Origin of the sequence: Bradyrhizobium nivariense (assembly GCF_029846695.2) — a bacterium.
GTDB lineage: Bacteria > Pseudomonadota > Alphaproteobacteria > Rhizobiales > Xanthobacteraceae > Bradyrhizobium.
The window spans coordinates 124,820-140,926 of the sequence record NZ_JARWCR020000015.1 but is presented as its reverse complement, the minus strand read 5'-3'; the positions used below and the strand labels follow the sequence as shown (position 1 = coordinate 140,926).

The 16,107-nt window shown below is 64.0% G+C and carries 16 protein-coding genes; 10 read left to right on the top strand and 6 right to left on the bottom strand.

Features of this window, described 5'->3' with window-relative positions:
* Nucleotides 1–14 precede the first annotated feature (14 nt).
* Complete coding sequence (locus QCM77_RS15170) at nt 15–1,136, top strand: M24 family metallopeptidase (protein WP_279659774.1); 1,122 nt, start codon at nt 15–17, stop codon at nt 1,134–1,136.
* On the opposite strand, the gene QCM77_RS15165 is transcribed toward QCM77_RS15170, so the two are convergent.
* The 6 genes from QCM77_RS15165 to QCM77_RS15140 all read right to left on the bottom strand — a co-directional run bounded on the left by QCM77_RS15165 (nt 1,127) and on the right by QCM77_RS15140 (nt 6,449).
* On the bottom strand, nt 1,127–1,639 hold the full coding sequence (locus tag QCM77_RS15165; RefSeq protein WP_279684101.1) for a flavin reductase: 513 nt from the start codon (nt 1,637–1,639) through the stop codon (nt 1,127–1,129). The genes QCM77_RS15170 and QCM77_RS15165 overlap by 10 nt on opposite strands.
* Nucleotides 1,636–2,910, bottom strand: a complete 1,275-nt coding sequence (locus tag QCM77_RS15160; protein WP_279684100.1) for a Zn-dependent hydrolase — start codon at nt 2,908–2,910, stop codon at nt 1,636–1,638. The genes QCM77_RS15165 and QCM77_RS15160 overlap by 4 nt, the downstream gene beginning before the upstream one ends.
* Nucleotides 2,911–2,917: 7 nt before the next feature.
* The gene (locus QCM77_RS15155) at nt 2,918–3,799 is read right to left on the bottom strand and encodes an alpha/beta fold hydrolase (RefSeq protein ID WP_279659777.1); all 882 of its coding nucleotides are present in this window, start codon (nt 3,797–3,799) and stop codon (nt 2,918–2,920) included.
* Nucleotides 3,800–3,810: 11 nt separating this feature from the next.
* On the bottom strand, nt 3,811–4,956 hold the full coding sequence (locus QCM77_RS15150; protein ID WP_279684099.1) for a pyridoxal phosphate-dependent aminotransferase: 1,146 nt from the start codon (nt 4,954–4,956) through the stop codon (nt 3,811–3,813).
* A 7-nt stretch (nt 4,957–4,963) separates the two neighbouring features.
* The gene (locus QCM77_RS15145; RefSeq protein ID WP_279684098.1) at nt 4,964–5,743 is read right to left on the bottom strand and encodes an SDR family oxidoreductase; all 780 of its coding nucleotides are present in this window, start codon (nt 5,741–5,743) and stop codon (nt 4,964–4,966) included.
* 67 nt (nt 5,744–5,810) lie between these two features.
* Nucleotides 5,811–6,449 carry a GntR family transcriptional regulator gene (locus QCM77_RS15140; RefSeq protein ID WP_279684097.1) on the bottom strand — a complete coding sequence of 213 codons (639 nt, stop codon included), beginning with the start codon at nt 6,447–6,449 and terminating at the stop codon, nt 5,811–5,813.
* A 302-nt stretch (nt 6,450–6,751) separates the two neighbouring features.
* Between QCM77_RS15140 and QCM77_RS15135 the strand changes: the two genes are divergently transcribed.
* The 9 genes from QCM77_RS15135 to QCM77_RS15095 all read left to right on the top strand — a co-directional run bounded on the left by QCM77_RS15135 (nt 6,752) and on the right by QCM77_RS15095 (nt 16,106).
* On the top strand, nt 6,752–7,615 hold the full coding sequence (locus QCM77_RS15135) for an ABC transporter ATP-binding protein (protein WP_279684096.1): 864 nt from the start codon (nt 6,752–6,754) through the stop codon (nt 7,613–7,615).
* Complete coding sequence (locus QCM77_RS15130; RefSeq protein WP_279684095.1) at nt 7,612–8,403, top strand: class II aldolase/adducin family protein; 792 nt, start codon at nt 7,612–7,614, stop codon at nt 8,401–8,403. The genes QCM77_RS15135 and QCM77_RS15130 overlap by 4 nt, the downstream gene beginning before the upstream one ends.
* Before the next feature lie 23 nt (nt 8,404–8,426).
* Complete coding sequence (locus QCM77_RS15125; RefSeq protein ID WP_279684094.1) at nt 8,427–9,443, top strand: ABC transporter substrate-binding protein; 1,017 nt, start codon at nt 8,427–8,429, stop codon at nt 9,441–9,443.
* Nucleotides 9,440–10,255, top strand: coding sequence for an ABC transporter permease (locus tag QCM77_RS15120; protein WP_279659784.1), 816 nt, complete (start codon nt 9,440–9,442; stop codon nt 10,253–10,255). Before QCM77_RS15125 ends, QCM77_RS15120 begins: the two co-directional genes overlap by 4 nt.
* The gene (locus tag QCM77_RS15115) at nt 10,252–11,010 is read left to right on the top strand and encodes an ABC transporter permease (RefSeq protein WP_279659785.1); all 759 of its coding nucleotides are present in this window, start codon (nt 10,252–10,254) and stop codon (nt 11,008–11,010) included. Before QCM77_RS15120 ends, QCM77_RS15115 begins: the two co-directional genes overlap by 4 nt.
* Before the next feature lie 4 nt (nt 11,011–11,014).
* The gene (locus QCM77_RS15110) at nt 11,015–12,319 is read left to right on the top strand and encodes an LLM class flavin-dependent oxidoreductase (RefSeq protein ID WP_279684093.1); all 1,305 of its coding nucleotides are present in this window, start codon (nt 11,015–11,017) and stop codon (nt 12,317–12,319) included.
* 366 nt (nt 12,320–12,685) lie between these two features.
* Nucleotides 12,686–13,936 carry an ABC transporter substrate-binding protein gene (locus QCM77_RS15105; protein WP_279684092.1) on the top strand — a complete coding sequence of 417 codons (1,251 nt, stop codon included), beginning with the start codon at nt 12,686–12,688 and terminating at the stop codon, nt 13,934–13,936.
* A gap of 131 nt (nt 13,937–14,067) precedes the next feature.
* Nucleotides 14,068–14,895: an AraC family transcriptional regulator gene (locus QCM77_RS15100; protein ID WP_279659788.1), complete on the top strand. Its 828-nt coding sequence runs from the start codon at nt 14,068–14,070 to the stop codon at nt 14,893–14,895.
* A gap of 200 nt (nt 14,896–15,095) precedes the next feature.
* Nucleotides 15,096–16,106 carry a branched-chain amino acid ABC transporter permease gene (locus QCM77_RS15095; protein ID WP_279659789.1) on the top strand — a complete coding sequence of 337 codons (1,011 nt, stop codon included), beginning with the start codon at nt 15,096–15,098 and terminating at the stop codon, nt 16,104–16,106.
* Nucleotide 16,107 lies beyond the last annotated feature (1 nt).

Genomic DNA, 16,107 nt, shown 5'->3' with positions numbered 1-16,107 from the left:
AAGGATGAACGACGATGTTGTTTCCGGTCGACGAATATGAGGCGCGCATTAAGCGCGTGCGCGAGCAGATGGCCGCCCGCGAGCTCGATGTCCTCATCGTCGACCAAAGCGAGTTCCTCGCCTACGTCACAGGCTTCTTGATCTCGGAGAACATGTACCGGGCCTGCCTATTGCCGCGCGATGGCGAGCCGATCATGATACTTCGTGCCGTCGACCTTGGCCCGTTCACCGAGAGCTCGTGGCTGTCGCGCTCCGTTGCCTTCGCCGATTGGGAAGACCCGATCCGGGTGCTCGCCGACACCATCCGTAACCTTGGCTATGCGACAGGCCGCGTCGGGCTCGACGAGGACTCCTATTGCATGCCGCTCTCCCGCTTCAAGCGTCTGTCGGCGCAACTGCTGGACGCGCGCTTTGTCGACTTCTCCGGCGTGATGGCTGAGCTCCGCGCCAGGAAGAGCACGAGGGAGATCGCCGTGCTTCGGCGCGCTGCAGGGATCGGCGACCTCGGCATCGATGCAGCTCTGAAAGCGTCCGGCGAAGGCCGATCGGCCCGCGACACGGCAGCAGCCGTCTATCAGGTCTTCATGCAGGAAGGCGCGGATGCCGCACGGGCGGGGATCATTACCGCCGGTGTCGGCAACGCGTTCCTGCATGGCGGACTGACCAAGCAACCGCTGGCCAAGGGCGATATTCTGCATATGGAGCTGTTGCCCTATATTGACGGCTACAGCGCCCGCCTGATGCGCTCGGCCGTGATCGGAGAAATCGACCCGCGCCGGTCGCATCTCGCCCGGCGGCTCATCGATATCCAGGACCGGCAATTCGAGGCGATCAAGGCTGGAGCCAACGCCGCCGGCGTCGACGCTCTGGCGCGAAAGGCCATGCTCGCCGATGGCCTGCGCCCCGACTACCCCAACATCACCGGCTATTCGCTCGGCTGCTATCCGCTCCATAGCCCGCGCACCAGCGACTTCTCGCACATCTTCCTGCCCACGGCCGATTGGACGCTGGAGGAAGGCATGGTGTTCCACATGTACGTCTCTGCCGACGGCATCGCGATCAGCGAGACAGTGCTCGTCACTGAGACCGGGCATGAGTGTCTGACGCGCTCGCCGCGGCAAGTGTTTCAGGTCTGAAGCTGCTGGCGCGGCTCTAGACTCGCGCGTACAGAGTGGTAGGCGCGGCCAAGATAGATCAGGTTCTCCGTCGGACCAGTCTGCAGCGCCACAACACGGCAGAACAATACATCGTGCGTGCCGACCGTGGTGACATTCGCGATCCGGCAGTCGAAGGCAACCGCACAGTCGGCGAGAACGGGTGCACCGGTTTCGAGCGTCGACCACACCGCCGCCGCGAACCGTTCCCTGGCGGGCGCCTTGCTGCCGAACAACCGCGATAGTGGCTCTTGCTGAGCTGATAGCACATTCACGCACACTATTTTGTTGGCCGTCACGCTTGCATACGCCGAGGATGCTCGGTTCATGCACACCAGGAGCGTCGGCGAATCGTCGGTAACACTGCAGACGGCGGACGCAGTGAAGCCGGCGCGACCTGCGGGACCATCGGTCGTGACGATGCTGACTGCGGCGCCGAGACGTGCCATCGCATCGCGATAATCCTCTCGGACAATCTCCGTCATCCTCCCTCCTCACGCCCCGCAGCGAAGGGCGGCCTGGTGAACGCAACCTCTCGCAGCACTTGCGCCAGGACGGACGCGCCGGCGGCGACATCGGCCGGCTCTGCCCATTCGTCCTCCACATGGCTCGCACCGTCCCGGCAGGGAATGAAGATCATCGCCGCCGGACAGACTTTGGCCAAATGGCGCGCGTCGTGACCGGCGGCCGACAGGATGCCCATGGCCGCAAACTCCTGGTCGCGTGCGGCCTGCGCAATCAACTCGCGCAAGCGCGGATTGAACGCGTTCGAGGGCGCGTCGACCAGCGGCGTCACCGTAACCAGACACGGCGGTGCGTGCTGACCACAGAGCGCCGTGATGCGCACACCCGCCGCGTCAAGTACGGCATTGACCGGATGGCGCAGATCGATGCTGAAACTGACGCGCGACGGCACCACCGAAGGCGCGTTGGGCTGCACGGAGAGGCGCCCGATCGTGAACTTGGTGTCGGTATCGATGGTGCCGATCTCACCATGAAGCGCGGTTGCGATGCGCGCAAAGGCCGCGAGCGCATCCCGCCTCTCCTGCTGCGCCAGCGTTCCTGCGTGTCCCTCCGCACCCTCGACGACCACCTGAAAGGTCTTCTTGCCCTGGATACCGGTGACGACGCCGATCGTGCGGCGGGCCGCCTCCAGCAGCGGTCCCTGCTCGATATGCAATTCGATATAGCTCTCCACGGCAAAGCCGAGCGGCCGGTGCGGCAGATCGGGAAAAGCCTGATGGAGACGATCGAGCGCTTCACCAACGCTGACGCCGTCTGCATCACGCGCGGCGCGGATCGCCGCGATGTCACGTTCGCCCGTAAAGGCTTCCGAGCCCATCATGCCCGGCGCGAAGCGCGAGCCTTCCTCGTTCATCCAGGCGACGACGATGACGTCGCGCGCCGGCCTGTCGCCTTGTTCGGCCAGTGAAACCGTCGCCTCGAGTGCCGCCATCACGCCGGCCGCACCGTCGAATTTGCCACCGGTAGGCTGGCTGTCGAGATGACTGCCGAGCAAGAGCGGCGGCGCGGCGCGATCTTGCCCCGCCAGCGTCAGAAACAGGTTTCCCGCGGCATCCGTCGACGGCGTCAAACCCGCTTCGAGCGCCCAGCCGATGACGCGGCGCCATGCGGCGATCTCGCCATCACTCAGCGCCTGACGGTTGACCCCGCCGGCGGGCGTCGCCCCGATCTCGGCAAGCGCCATCAGACGGGTCCAGAGCCGATCGGCATCGATCAGAGGGCGGGTCGTCATCGATCCGCTACTTCGTGCGCATGATCTGGCCCGGCTGCGCACGCGGATCGCGCGGCAGCCAGCGTCCGGCCTCGACCTGGGCGATGAACTCGGCGAGCAGCGCGTTGAACGCCGCCGGTTCTTCCAGATTGAGGGTGTGGCCGGTCTTGGGGACGACGGAGAGACCGCAGGCCGGAATGGTCTTCTTGAGGAAGATGCCGGGCTGGAGACAATGGTCGTCCTCATCGCCGACGATCACCAGCGTCGGCACCATCATCTTCTTCAAGCCGTCCTCGAGGTCGTAGAATGACGGCCGCCGCGCCTGGACGCCGCGCATGGTATTGGCGGCTCCGCGATCGGAATGGGTGGCGAGGCGATTGGCAAATTCCCGCCAGCCACGCGGATCCTTGTTCTGGAACTGCACCCGGCTCGCGCCGAGGGCGTAGATCTCGGAGAATTCCTTTGCGCCCTGCTTCTCGAAATTGTCGGCGACCTCAAGGGAGACGCCGCGAAAATATTCCTCATGCTCCTTCTCGCAACCGTAGCCGGCGCCCGCCACCGTGAGCGACATGGCGCGCTCGGGCGTACGCAGGCCGAAATGCACTGTGCAGAAGCCGCCCATCGACAGGCCGACAATGTGCGCCTTCTCGATCTTGAGCGCGTCTAGCACGGCAACCGCATCGTCCGCGGCGAGCGCCTGCGAATAGGCCTCCATGCTGTCCGGCACCTCCGACGGCGGATAGCCGCGCGCGGCGTAGGTGATGCAGCGGTGGCGCCGGCTGAAAAAGCGGAGCTGCGGTTCCCAGCTCGCGTGATTGCCGCCGAATTCGTGGATGAAGAGGATCGGTGTCCCCTCGCCCGCCTCCTCCACGTAGAGTTTCACGCCATCCTTTGTCGTGATCATCGTCATCGGCATCGTCCCTAGAATTGCGGCGGCAGGTCGTTGAGCGTGCGCGCCTGCGCAACCATCTCCGGCATCAATGTGCAGAGCTTCTCGACCCAGGACTGAGGCACGGAGGTGCTGATCTTCACGAAGCGGTCGCCGAAACGCTGCGTATGATAAGTGCCCTGGCGGATCATGATGCCCTGCCGGCGATAGCATTCGACCAGCGCCTCGGGACGGATGCCGGCTGCAATGGTCTCCAGCACGAGGAAGTTTCCGTGCGATGGCATGATCGGCAGCGCTAGTCCTTCGATCGCGGCAACCGCCTCCTGGATCATCGCCTTGTTGGCGCGGTCAATGCCGCGGACCTTCTTCATCCATTCGGCCTTGACGGAAAGCCCCGCCTGCGCCGCGCGCTGGGCGATGACGCTCGCGCCGAGGACGCTCGTGGACGTCAGTGCCAGCTCCTCGAACAAATCAGGAGAGGCGACAAGAGCGCCGATCCGCAAGCCGGCAAGGCCGAGCCATTTCGAAAAGCTGGTCGAGACGACCGAGCCTTCCGGAGCCACGTGAAGCGCCGGCGTGTGCCCATCGGCAAAATCGCGGTAGGTGCAGTCGTGCACCAGCAGCGCGCCGCAATCCCGCGCGATCGCTGCAAAGCTCTCGATCTCCTCGCGCGTGTAACGAATGCCGAGCGGATTGTTGGGATCGACCAGGTAGATGATCGCCGTGCGCTCGTCGACATGGGCCTTCAGCGCCTCGGGCGTCAGGCGGTAGTTGCAGGCCGGATCATAGATCGGAATCTCGATCACCTCGGCACCCTGCTGGCGCGCGAACAGGCACGGCCATTTCCAGGTCGGATCGGTGGTCACCAGCGTCGTGCCGGGCTTGCAGCGCGCACGGCAGATCATGGCCAGCGCGTTGACGCCGCCCTCGGTCACCAGCGCCTCTGCACCTGGCGTGCCGAGGTCGGCGACGATCGCGGCGCGTAGCGCCTCGAATCCGAGCGGCGGAGCATAGGCATTGAACTCGCCGGCCTCGATCGAGCGCAGCATCGCCTCGCGCACGGCCGGGTGGCTCTCGACGTGGTTGGTGTTCTGGCCGAGCCAGTAGAGCCCCGGCGTCGCCGAGAGCTCGTCGAAATAGCGGTTGCGGAGGAGCGCCGTGGATCGAGGTTCTGACATCGACGCCTCAGATGACCGAGCCGCGCGCGGCGATGCCGCCGTCGATCGTCACCACGGTGCCGGTGATGTAGCCGGACCTCGGCGAGGACAGGAATGCGACGAGATCGGCGACTTCCTCCGACGTGGCCGGGCGCTTGCCGGGATATTTGTCGAACAGCTCCTCCCAGCGGCCTTCGTCGCCGAGCATATCGATCGACTTGCGCTTCATGATCTTGAGCATGCGGTCGGTGGCTACCGGCCCCGGATTGACCGCGACGACACGCACCCCGTGATCGAGGCTCCTGCCGCCGAGCGCCTTGGTGAAGGACATCAGCGCGGCATTGCCGGTGCTGCCCGCGATGTAGCTTGCATCCCAGTTCTCGCCGGAATTGCCGATGATGTTGATGATGACGCCGTCCTTGCCCTTCATGCGCGGATAATAGAGACGCGACAGCGTGATGTAGCCGAACACTTTGAGGTCGAAGCCGCGCCGCCACGCAGCGTCATCAAGGACCTCGAGCGAACCGGCAGGGATATCGCCGGCATTGTTGATGAGGATGTCGATGTCACCGACCTCGGCTGCGAGCTTCTCCATCGCGGCCGTGCTCGACAGGTCGAGCGCATGAATCGTGATCTTCACCCCAAAGCGGGCTTCCAGTTCCCGCTTGGCCTGGAGCATGGCCTCGCCGTTGCGGGCGGCCAGATGCAGGTGACACCCCTCGGCGGCGAAGAGTTCGGCCACCGCAAGTCCAATTCCTTTCGACGCGCCGGTGATCAAGGCGGTCTTGTTCGTCAGCTTAAGGTCCACTCCGGATCTCCAGGATGCAAACTAGATATACAAGGTCTAGCAATTTGCATACCAAGCGACGGGGAGGTCATTCGAAGGCGGCCAGGAAGTCCAGCAGGTTGTCGCCAAGCAGGTTGACGTGGTCGCGCATGGCGCTGTGCGCACGCTCCGGATCGTGGGCCAGGATCGCCTGCATGATGGCCTCGTGCTCGCGGACAGTATCGGCAATCCGGTTCGGCATGCGCGTCACCCGGCGGCGATACGCCGCCACCTGATTGCGCAGCTTGCGGGTCTGCTCAGCCAGGAAAGTATTGCGCGAGGCCTCATAGATCGCCTCGTGGAATTCCTGGTTGATATCATAGAACACATCGATGTCACCGGCCTCGCCAGAAGCCACAAGACGCTGATGAATCTCTCCAATTTCGTTACCCCAGGCCTGCGAGACGCGCCGCGCGGCAAGCCGGGCGCAGAGCCCTTCGAGCTCCGCCATGACCTGGAACATCTCGATCAGCGCCTGGGCCTTGATGCTGCGAACGGTTGCTCCCTGCCGCCCGCGCAGTTCGACCAGATGGTTGGCGGCCATCAGACGGAACGCCTCCCGCACCGGTGTGCGCGAGACGCCGAAACGCTGGGCGATCTCCTGCTCGTCGAGCCGGCTGCCCGGTTCCAGATGGCCGGCCGCGATCGCGCCCTCGAGCTTCTGGCGGAGGCCTTCGGCGAGCGTCATGCCGGGGCTTGGCGCCAGGGACTCTTGCCCGTTTTTCACGCGTCTGCCTCCGACATGTGCACCAATATCCGCCATCATGTTTCTCCAATGCCAGTATAAGTATACAAAATGGCACCCGTCTTCCAGCGAAACGACCGATTTTGTCTCGGAGGCGCGTGCGACTCCGACCTATTCGTCGTCGACCTCGCAAATCTTATGCCTCATTTACCCGGAAATCGCACTGGCACACGAGTTGCTAAGAGATTTCGACCCGGTCTGCTTTCGTATGCGAATGACCGCCGCCATTATACAAGGACATCCCGGTGCAGGCTGCCCGCCTTCCCAATCCCGGACCGATCACCGAAGCCGCGCAGGCGGACCTGAAGCCTGAGCCGCTGCTTGAACTGCGTGCGCTGACCAAGACCTTCGGCCCCGTCGCAGCGCTGTCGGGCCTTCAGGCGAACATCGCTCCCGGCGAGTTCGTCACCGTCGTCGGCCCGAGCGGCTGCGGCAAGAGCACCCTCTTCAACATCGTCGCCGGACTGGAGGAGCCGGACGCCGGCGGCATCCTGCGCTTCGAGGGCAAGAGCTGCCACGCGGCCGATCTGCTCGGCCGCGTCTCTTTCATGCCGCAGCGCGACCTCTTGTTTCCGTGGCGCAACGTCGTGGACAACGCCATTCTCGCGCTCGAGGTCGAGGGCATGCCGCGCAATCAGGCGCGCGCCAAGGCGCTGAAGATGCTGCCCGAGTTCGGGCTGGCCGGCTTTGAGAAGCAATATCCCAATCAATTGTCGGGCGGCATGCGCCAGCGCGTGGCCTTGATGCGCACGTTCCTGTTCGAACGCGACCTGATGCTGCTGGACGAGCCGTTCGGCGCGCTCGACGCACTGACGCGAGCAATGATGCAGCGCTGGCTGCTCGACGTCTGGCAGAAATACCGCCGCACCATTCTCTTCATCACCCATGACGTCGACGAGGCGATCTTCCTCGGCGACCGCGTGCTCGTCATGACGGCGCGTCCCGGCTCGGTGAAGCTCGAACAGGTCGTCGATCTCCCCCGCCCGCGCCGGCCGGAGATCGTCACCTCCCCCGAATTCGTCCGTCTCAAGCGCACGCTGCTGGATGCGATCGAGGAGGAAAGCATGAAATCGTTCCAATCCTCCATCGCGCAGGAGAAGACGCAGTGAACGCGGTGTCAGCAAGAGAGCCACACGCCGCAGCGCACGGGATCGAGCCAGCCGAATGGGATGCCCGGGTCAAGCTTGCGGCCTGCTATCGCATGGTCGCAAAGCTCGGGATGGACGACCTGATCTACAATCACATCTCCTTGCGCGTCCCCGGCCAGGACGATCAGTTCCTCATCAATCCCTATGGGCTGCTGTTCGACGAGATCATGGCCTCGAGCCTGGTGAAGATCGATACCAACGGCACCAAGCTCGACGACACACCGCACGCCGTCAACGTCGCGGCCTTCGTCATCCATGCCGCGATCCACACCTCGAACCACGACGCGGCCTGCGTGCTGCATACCCATTCCGATGCGAGCGTCGCGGTGTCCGGGCAGGAGAAGGGCCTGTTGCCGCTCAGCCAGTTCGCGATGCGCTTCTACGACAGGCAGGCTTTCCACGACTACGAAGGTGTCGCCATCGATCTCGATGAGCAGGCGCGTCTGGTGCGGGATCTCGGCAAACACAAGGTCATGCTGATGCGCAACCACGGCATCCTCACCGTCGGCCGGACACCCGGTGAGGCCTTCATGCTGCTCTATTACTTCGAGCGCGCCGCCCGGATCCAGCTGCAGATGCAGGCGGCCGCCGCAGCCGGCGCCGTGCTGGTGATGCCGCCCCACGAGGTCTGCGAGAAAGCCGCGCGCCAGTTCTGGGAGTTGCAGGGCGACATCCTCGTGCCCGGCGAACGCGAATGGCCGGCGCTGATGCGCCAGCTCGACCGCACCGATCCGTCCTATCGCAATTGATCTTCACCGCCTGGAGTATGACCATGTTGAGCCGACGCCACGCCTTCTCAGTCCTCTCCGCTATCGCGCTGGCGACCGGCTCGCTTGTAGCGGCTGCGCCTGCAGCCGAGCCGCAGAAGGCGAGCCTGCGCTTGAAATGGCTGCCGCAGGCGCAGTTCGCCGGTTTCTACGTCGCCGCAGCCAAGGGCTACTACAAGGCGGAGGGCATCGACCTCACCATCAATCCCGGCGGGCCCAATCTCCTCACCGAAAATCTGGTCGCAACCGGCGCCGACACATTCGGCCTGTCCGGCGGCACCGACAGCGTGTTCGCCGCCCGCGACAAGGGACTCCCCATCGTCTGCATCGGCGTGTCGCATCAGATCACGCCGTTCATCTTCGTCACCCGCAAGGACGGGCCGGTCAAGACGCTGCAGGATTTCAAGGGCAAGACCGTCACCACCTGGTTCACCGGCGCCAACCATGTGCTGAACGGCATGCTGGCCAAGGAAGGCATCAAGCCGGATGAGCTGAAGATCCAGCCGCAACAGGTGTCAGTGACGCCCTTCGTCGACGGCAGCGTCGATGTGGTCACGGCGACCTATTACAACGAGTTCTACACCATCCAGTCCCGCATGCCGAAGGACAACCTGAAGACCTTCGTCGCCGAGGATTACGGCATCACCTTCCCGCGCGACACGCTGATCGTGGCCGAGGCCACCGCCAAGGAGAAGCCGGAGCTCGTCAAGGCGTTCCTGCGGGCTTCGCTCAAGGGCTGGAAGGATGCCTTTGCCGATCCGAAGGGCGCCGTCGACACCGTGATGGCCACAGCCCCCACGCTCGATCGCGCGCAGCAGGAGTTCATGCTCACCGAGGTGAAGCGTCTGATGACATCAGGCGCGGCGGCGAAGAACGGCATGTTCTGGATCGACGCCGACGCGGTCAAGACCGCCCACGACTTCTTCCTGAAATACGGCGTGATCTCCAAGCCGCTCGATCTCGCCGCTGCCTATGACGCAAGCTTCATCCAGAGCGTCCCGCTGGCGGATCGGCAGCCGTGAACGATCATGCGGCAACGTCGCTCGGGCAGGGCCAGATGGCGACACGGTCAGTCGCGATGCCGACTTCGCTGCTGAAGCTGCTCCGGCTCCTGCTCGGGCTCGCCATCGCGGCGGTGATCTGGGAAGGCGCGGTGCGGCTGTTCGGCATCCGGCCCTACTATCTGCCCCGCCTCAGCACGATCCTGATGGCGATCGCGGCCACACCTCGCGCCTATGTCGATGGCTTTCTGCGCACGCTTGCCGAGACGCTGATCGGTTTTGCCGCCGGCGGCGCGTTCGGCGTGATCACGGGCATCGCATTCTTCCGCATGCGTGCGCTGCGCGAGATGGTATTTCCGATCTTCGTGGTGTCGCAGACCATTCCGGTCATAGCGTTCGGCGCACTGGTGGTGCTGTGGTTCGGCAATACACTGCTCGCCAAGGCGATCATCGCGTTTTATCTGACCTTCTTTCCGGTGACGGTGAATACGCTGCTCGGCCTGGAGACGGTCGATCCCAAGCAGATGGCGCTGATGCGCAGCTTTGGCGCTTCCAATCGCCAGCTTCTGCTGCGCCTGCAGCTTCCGACCGCGTTGCCGCAGATCTTCGTGGCGTTGCGGCTTGCCGCGTCGCTCAGCCTGGTCGGTGCCATCGTCGGCGAATGGTTCGGCGACACCACCGGGCTCGGCGTCCTGCTGCTCCAGGCCATGTTCACCGAGAACGTCGTCGCGATCTGGGCCGCCCTGCTCGCGGCCGCCCTGCTCGGCACCGGCTTCTATGCGGTCGTCGCCGCGGTGGAGCGGCGGCTGATATTCTGGAATGCCGAGCAATGAGCCGCGCGCTCGCCTCCCCTTCGCTCGCCGTCCAGCGCGGCATCCTGGGCGCCGTCCTTCTGATCGCGTGCTGGGAAGGCGCGGCCCGCGGACTGCATTTGCCAGCCTACGTTCTCCCTGCCGTCAGCGACATCGTGGCGGGACTCTGGTCCAAGCGCGCAACGCTGGTCGACGCCGCCGGCTATACCCTCGTCGAAGCGCTCGTGGGCTACGGGCTCGGCTGCCTGATCGGTATCGGCCTTGCCGTCGCCATCGCCTTGGTGCCGGCCCTTCGCACCGCAATCCTGCCCCTCGTGACCGCGATCAACTCTGTGCCCGTGGTCGGCTATTCGCCGCTGATCCTGCTCTGGTTCGGCATCGGCGTCAGCTCGAAGATCGTGATGGTGGCGATGGCGGTGAGCTTCACCATCCTGCTGTCGATGCTGGCCGGCCTCGATCGTGTCGATCGTCGTGCCATCGATCTCATGCGCAGCTTCGGCGCAAGCCGCTTTGGCGTGCTGTGGCGCCTGCGCCTGCCGACCGCCTTGCCGTTGCTGCTTGCCGGCATGCGCGTCTCCACGGTGCGTAGCGTCATCGTGGCGATCGTCACCGAAATGCTCGGCGCGCATGGCGGGCTCGGCTGGGTGATCTACCAGGCCGTGCTTCAGATCGACTTCGTCCAGGTCTGGGCGGCGATCTTCGTGGCGTCCGCGGCCAGCCTCGCCTTCTTCGGCCTGATCGGCTTTCTCGAACGTAAGATCCTGTTCTGGACATGATGCCATGAAACGACAGATGCATCTCGGCCTCTTCATCCTCGGAACCGGCAGCCATGTCGCAGGCTGGCGCTATCCCGGTGCGGTGGACAGTTTTCAGGATTTCGCGGCGATCCAGGAGATCGGCCGCACCGCCGAGCGCGGCAAGTTCGATCTGATCTTCATGGGCGACAATCTCTATGCCGACGCGGCCGCCCATCCTTCCTACACGCTGCGGCTCGAGCCGCTGACCATGCTTGCCGCGCTCGCGACCTCGACCAGCCATATCGGGCTCGGCGCGACCGTCTCCACCACCTACAGCGATCCATTTTCGGTTGCGCGCGTCTTCGCCTCGCTCGATCACATTTCCAAAGGCCGCGCGGCGTGGAACGCGGTGACGACAGCCAATCCGGCGACCGCTGCCAATTTCGGCACCGCCCATCCCGACCACGCCCGCCGCTATGAGATGGCCGGCGAGTTCCTCGACGTCGTCAAGGGCCTGTGGGACGGCTGGGCCGATGACGCCATCGTCGCAGACCGCGCCAGCGGCCTCTACATCGATCCGGCCAAGTTGCGCGCGATCGATCACGACGGCCCGTTCTTCAAGGTGAAGGGTCCGCTTAACATCGGCCGCGTCCCGCAAGGCCACCCTGTCGTGCTGCAGGCCGGCGGCTCCGAGGCCGGCCAGGCGCTCGCCGCGCGCACCGCCGATATCGTGTTCTCGGTGGTGCAGGATATCGACGAAGCCAAGGCCGGCTATGCTTCGCTGAAGAATCGACTGCCGTCGTTCGGACGCAAGGCCGAGGATGTCACGGTGCTGCCCGGCGTGATGCCCGTGGTCGGCCGCACCGACAAGGAGGCGTTCGAGAAGCTCAACGTGCTCCAGAGCTTCATCAGCGGCAGCAATGCGCTCGCCATCCTGTCCGATCGCTTCGGCCGGGACATGTCGGCCTACGATCTCGACGGACCGATTCCAGACATCGCGCCGTCCGACAGTTATCACAGCTTCGCCAGCGTGATGCTCGCCAAGGGCCGCCGCGAGAACATGACGCTGCGCGATCTCTACAATCTCACCGCGGCCGCCCGCGGCCATTGGGTGCTGTGCGGCTCGGCCGAACGCATCGCCGATACGCTACAGCTCTGGTTCGACGAACATGCGGCCGACGGCTTCAACGTGATGCCGCCGTATTTCCACGAAGGGTTCGAGGATTTCGTCCAGCTCGTGGTACCGATTCTGCAGCAGCGTGGATTATTCCGCGCTGATTATCAGGGGACGACGTTGCGCGATCACCTTGGCCTTAAGCGACCAGCGAATCCGTTCTTCGAGACTTGAGCCGAAGACGCCGTCGGGCTCTATTCGGATTCGACATTTGCACCCCGGCCGTCCCTTGATTTGCACCGGACCAGGCTTGTGCTCAAAGCCTCGATGCACGGCCTATTCGGAGGATCTCGGCCCTCACGCACCGCGCGTGCAAATTCGGCAAGCCTGACGCCTGTTGCACCGCGATGGTTAATCGCGACGCAGCATTCAAAATGAGACTGCCCGTTAAGCCGCGCACGGCTCCGATACGTGCACTGCATCCGAGTTCGGTTAGCTTCCCTTCCAAGAACCGTTGACCTTGCCCGAACGCCGCACCGCGCGGCGGACGCGCGAGGGTGCGGTGAAAAACAGCGACAAGAACGCCCAGGGAGGAGAGCAATGTTGAAAGGCAGTCTAGGACTGATCGCGTTGAGCAGCCTGTTACTTTCGGGCACCGCCTTCGCACAGGAGAGGATCAAGGTCGGCGTCACCGCGACCCTCGAAGGCACCTACACCGTGCTCGGCGAGGACGGCATCCGCGGCTTCCAAACGGCGCTCAACGTGCTCGGCAAGAAGGTCGGCGACAAGGAACTCGAATTTGTCATCGCCTCGACCGACGCGACGCCCGACTCCGCCGTGCGCGCCGTGCGCAAGCTGATCGAGCAGGACAAGGTGCAGATCCTGTTGTCGCCGCTGTCCGGAGACGAAGGCATCGCGGTCAAGAATTTTGCAAAGACCCATCCAGAGCTGACCTTCGTCAACGCCGCCTCCGGTGCCCAGGAAACGACCTATGTCGATCCCGCCCCAAACTTCTTCCGCTACAACATGGATGGCGCGCAGTGGCAGGTGGGCCTCGGCAAATACGCCTATGAAACCAAGGGTTATCGCAAGATCGCAACCGTCGGCGAGGACTATTCCTTCATTTACACGCAAGTGTTCGGGCTCGTGCTCGAATTCTGCGGTACCGGCGGTCAGGTCACCAACCGGCAATGGGTGCCGCTCGGCACCAAGGATTTTGCTTCCGTCATCGCCGCGCTGCCCGATGATGTCGATGCCATCTATCTCGGCCTCGGCGGCGCCGACGCCGTCAACTTCCTGAACCAGTATCAGCAGGCCGGCGGCAAGGCCCATCTGATGGGCGGCTCCATCATGATTGACCAGACCATCCTGTCGTCCAAGGGAAACGCCAAGAACGCGCTGATCGGCACGCTGGCCGCGAGCGGCCAGGCCGACACCTGGGAGAACCCGAGCTGGCAGAAGTTCGTGAAGGACTATCAGGACGCCTTCCCGCCCAACAAGCGCTTCCCGAGCCCATCGCTGCTCGCCACCAACTATTACGGCTCGACCATGGCGTTGATCCTGGCGCTGCGTCAGGTCAACGGCGATCTCTCCAACAACCAGGCCAAGTACAAGGAAGCCCTCGCCAAGATCGAACTCGACGCACCCAACGGCAAGATCAAGCTGGACTCCAACCGCCAGGCGATCGGCACCAATTTCGTCACCGAGGTCGTCGACGACGGCAAGGGCGCGCTGTTCTCAAAGGTCGTGAAGGTGATCCCGAACGTCAACCAGACGCTAGGCTACGATCCCGCGGTGTTCGCCAAGATCGGCTTGCCAAGCCGCACGGTACCGGAATGTAAGAAGTACTGACGTAGTCTCGTTCGCGAACGGCGGCTGACCGGGGAGAGATTTGCAAAGAGCGCGACACGTGCGCCCTTGCATTCTCTCCCCGGTTGTTGAACGCTACCAAAAAAACGACAAGAGCTTTTGGGAGAGAAGGCATGAGCCGGGCGCTCGCCGTCTTCCACGGCCGCTTCGGTCGGGCGACGGTCTATCAGTTGAACCGCCCTTTCAACATCCACGCACATCGAGAAGGTCATTTGATCTTCCATGTCGGCGGGCGTTCCGCGTGCATCGATGTCAGCGACGGACGCTACGAACTCACCGAAGGTTCCGTCGTCGCGATCAATCCGTGGGAGCCGCATAATTTCCTGCCGTCCGATCTCGAAGGCGGCGCCGTTTTCTTCGTGCTCTATGTCAATGCGGAGTGGTTCGCGCCCGATGCGCCCGGCGCCGACCGCCTGCGCTTCGGCCGTACCCAGTTCACGCGGTCGGTTGCGCTGGACAAGCATATCAGGCACGCAGCCGCCCTCGTGTGCGGCGCACCCTCGCTCAACAGCCTCGATGGCGAGCTGAGAGGTCTGATCGATATCTGTTACGACGAAAGCTGGCAGCAGGCCGCGACCGCGCGCGATCCGCGCGCAAACGGCTCCGTCACAGATTTTCGCGTGCGCAAGTGCATCAAGATGATGTCGGAGAGTCCCGGCGCCGAGATCGAGCTCGACACTATCGCGCGCGAATCCGGCCTGTCGCGGCCGCATTTCTACCGGCTATTCCGCACCCAGACCGGCGTCACGCCACACCTCTATCTCAACACGCTGATGATGGAGCAGGCGCTGGAGGCGCTGGTGGCGAGCGAAGCGCCGATCGCCGATATCGGCTTCGATCTCGGCTTCTCATCGCAGAGCGGATTCACCCGCTTCTTCGCCGCCAATGTCGGCATGGCGCCGACCGATTATCGCCGCGCGGCCAAGGTTTTGCGCGCCTGACGGCGCGCGAAAAGATACTCACGATCAAGCGCCTTCCCGACAGCCGCATTAGGATGCGCCAAACGCGGTCCCGAAAAGAGGATCGCGCTCGATAGGGAGCGCACGTTCATGGCAGGGCTTGCGGCCGGCAACGGTCTGCGTGCCCCTTCGCCCCGCTTGCGGGGTGAGAGATGGGGTGACGTGACGACGGAGCGGCGATCATGACCCGCTTTGTCGAACGCCATCCCGCCTGGGCACTGATTATCATCATCGTGATCGCGGTGGCGCTTTGGCTGATTTTCGCGGTGTGGCCGCAAGGCCTTGAAGATGCGATCGGCCGCAAGCGCGTCTTCCTCAACGCCGTCTTCAACGGCATCACGCTCGGCGGGCTCTATTTCCTCGTCGCAAGCGGGTTCACGCTGATCTTCGGCCTGATGCGCAACGTCAACCTTGCGCACGGCTCGCTCTATTTGTTCGGCGGCTATGTCGGCTACGCCATCAGCGCCTCGACCGGCTCCTGGATCCTCAGCTTCATCGTCGCCTTCATCCTGACGGCACTGGTCGGCGTCCTGCTTCAGCTCGTCGTCTTCCGTCGCATGGAGGGCCAGGACCTGCGGCAAACCATGGTGACGATCGGGCTCTCGATCGTGTTCGCCGATTTGATGCTGTGGGCCTGCGGCGGCGACTTCTATCAGATCCAGACCCCGAACTGGCTGATCGGACCTGTGGAACTGCCGCTGGTCACCGCGGTCAAATCCTCAGGCGAGCCGGTCTATCTCCGCTATCCGCTGGTCCGGCTCGTGATCTTCGCCGCCTCCGTCGTGATCGGCGTGGCGATGTGGCTGGCGCTCAACCGCACGCGCATCGGCATGATCATCCGCGCCGGCGTCGACGATCGCGACATCCTGGCTGCGACCGGGGTGCGGATTCAGCTCGTCTTCGTGGTGGTGTTTGCGCTCGGCGCCGGGCTTGCCGGCATCGCCGGCGTCGTCGGCGGAACCTTCCAGTCGCTCTCGCCCGGCGAGGATATCCGCTTCCTGCTCGCCTCCCTCGTCGTCGTGATCGTCGGTGGCATGGGCTCGATCCCGGGGGCTGCGCTTGGCGCGCTCATCATCGGCCTCGCCGAGCAGCTCGGCTCGGTCTACATCCCGACCTACGCCATCGTCGTGACCTTTCTGATCATGGTGCTGGTTCTGGCAGTTCGGCCGCAGGGCCTGTTGGCGAGGCGCTGAC

Excerpts from the sequence above, each read along its gene's own strand:
- QCM77_RS15140 (WP_279684097.1), bottom strand. The coding sequence starts at position 6,449 with ATGACGCTCGCCGAAGGCCTCCGCCAGAAGCTCGAGGGCGCGATCGCG.
- QCM77_RS15105 (WP_279684092.1), top strand. The coding sequence starts at position 12,686 with ATGTTGAAAGGCAGTCTAGGACTGATCGCGTTGAGCAGCCTGTTACTT.
- QCM77_RS15165 (WP_279684101.1), bottom strand. The coding sequence starts at position 1,639 with ATGACGGAGATTGTCCGAGAGGATTATCGCGATGCGATGGCACGTCTC.
- QCM77_RS15125 (WP_279684094.1), top strand. The coding sequence starts at position 8,427 with ATGTTGAGCCGACGCCACGCCTTCTCAGTCCTCTCCGCTATCGCGCTG.
- QCM77_RS15150 (WP_279684099.1), bottom strand. The coding sequence starts at position 4,956 with ATGTCAGAACCTCGATCCACGGCGCTCCTCCGCAACCGCTATTTCGAC.
- QCM77_RS15100 (WP_279659788.1), top strand. The coding sequence starts at position 14,068 with ATGAGCCGGGCGCTCGCCGTCTTCCACGGCCGCTTCGGTCGGGCGACG.
- QCM77_RS15170 (WP_279659774.1), top strand. The coding sequence starts at position 15 with ATGTTGTTTCCGGTCGACGAATATGAGGCGCGCATTAAGCGCGTGCGC.
- QCM77_RS15110 (WP_279684093.1), top strand. The coding sequence starts at position 11,015 with ATGAAACGACAGATGCATCTCGGCCTCTTCATCCTCGGAACCGGCAGC.
- QCM77_RS15095 (WP_279659789.1), top strand. The coding sequence starts at position 15,096 with ATGACCCGCTTTGTCGAACGCCATCCCGCCTGGGCACTGATTATCATC.
- QCM77_RS15160 (WP_279684100.1), bottom strand. The coding sequence starts at position 2,910 with ATGACGACCCGCCCTCTGATCGATGCCGATCGGCTCTGGACCCGTCTG.
- QCM77_RS15155 (WP_279659777.1), bottom strand. The coding sequence starts at position 3,799 with ATGACGATGATCACGACAAAGGATGGCGTGAAACTCTACGTGGAGGAG.
- QCM77_RS15115 (WP_279659785.1), top strand. The coding sequence starts at position 10,252 with ATGAGCCGCGCGCTCGCCTCCCCTTCGCTCGCCGTCCAGCGCGGCATC.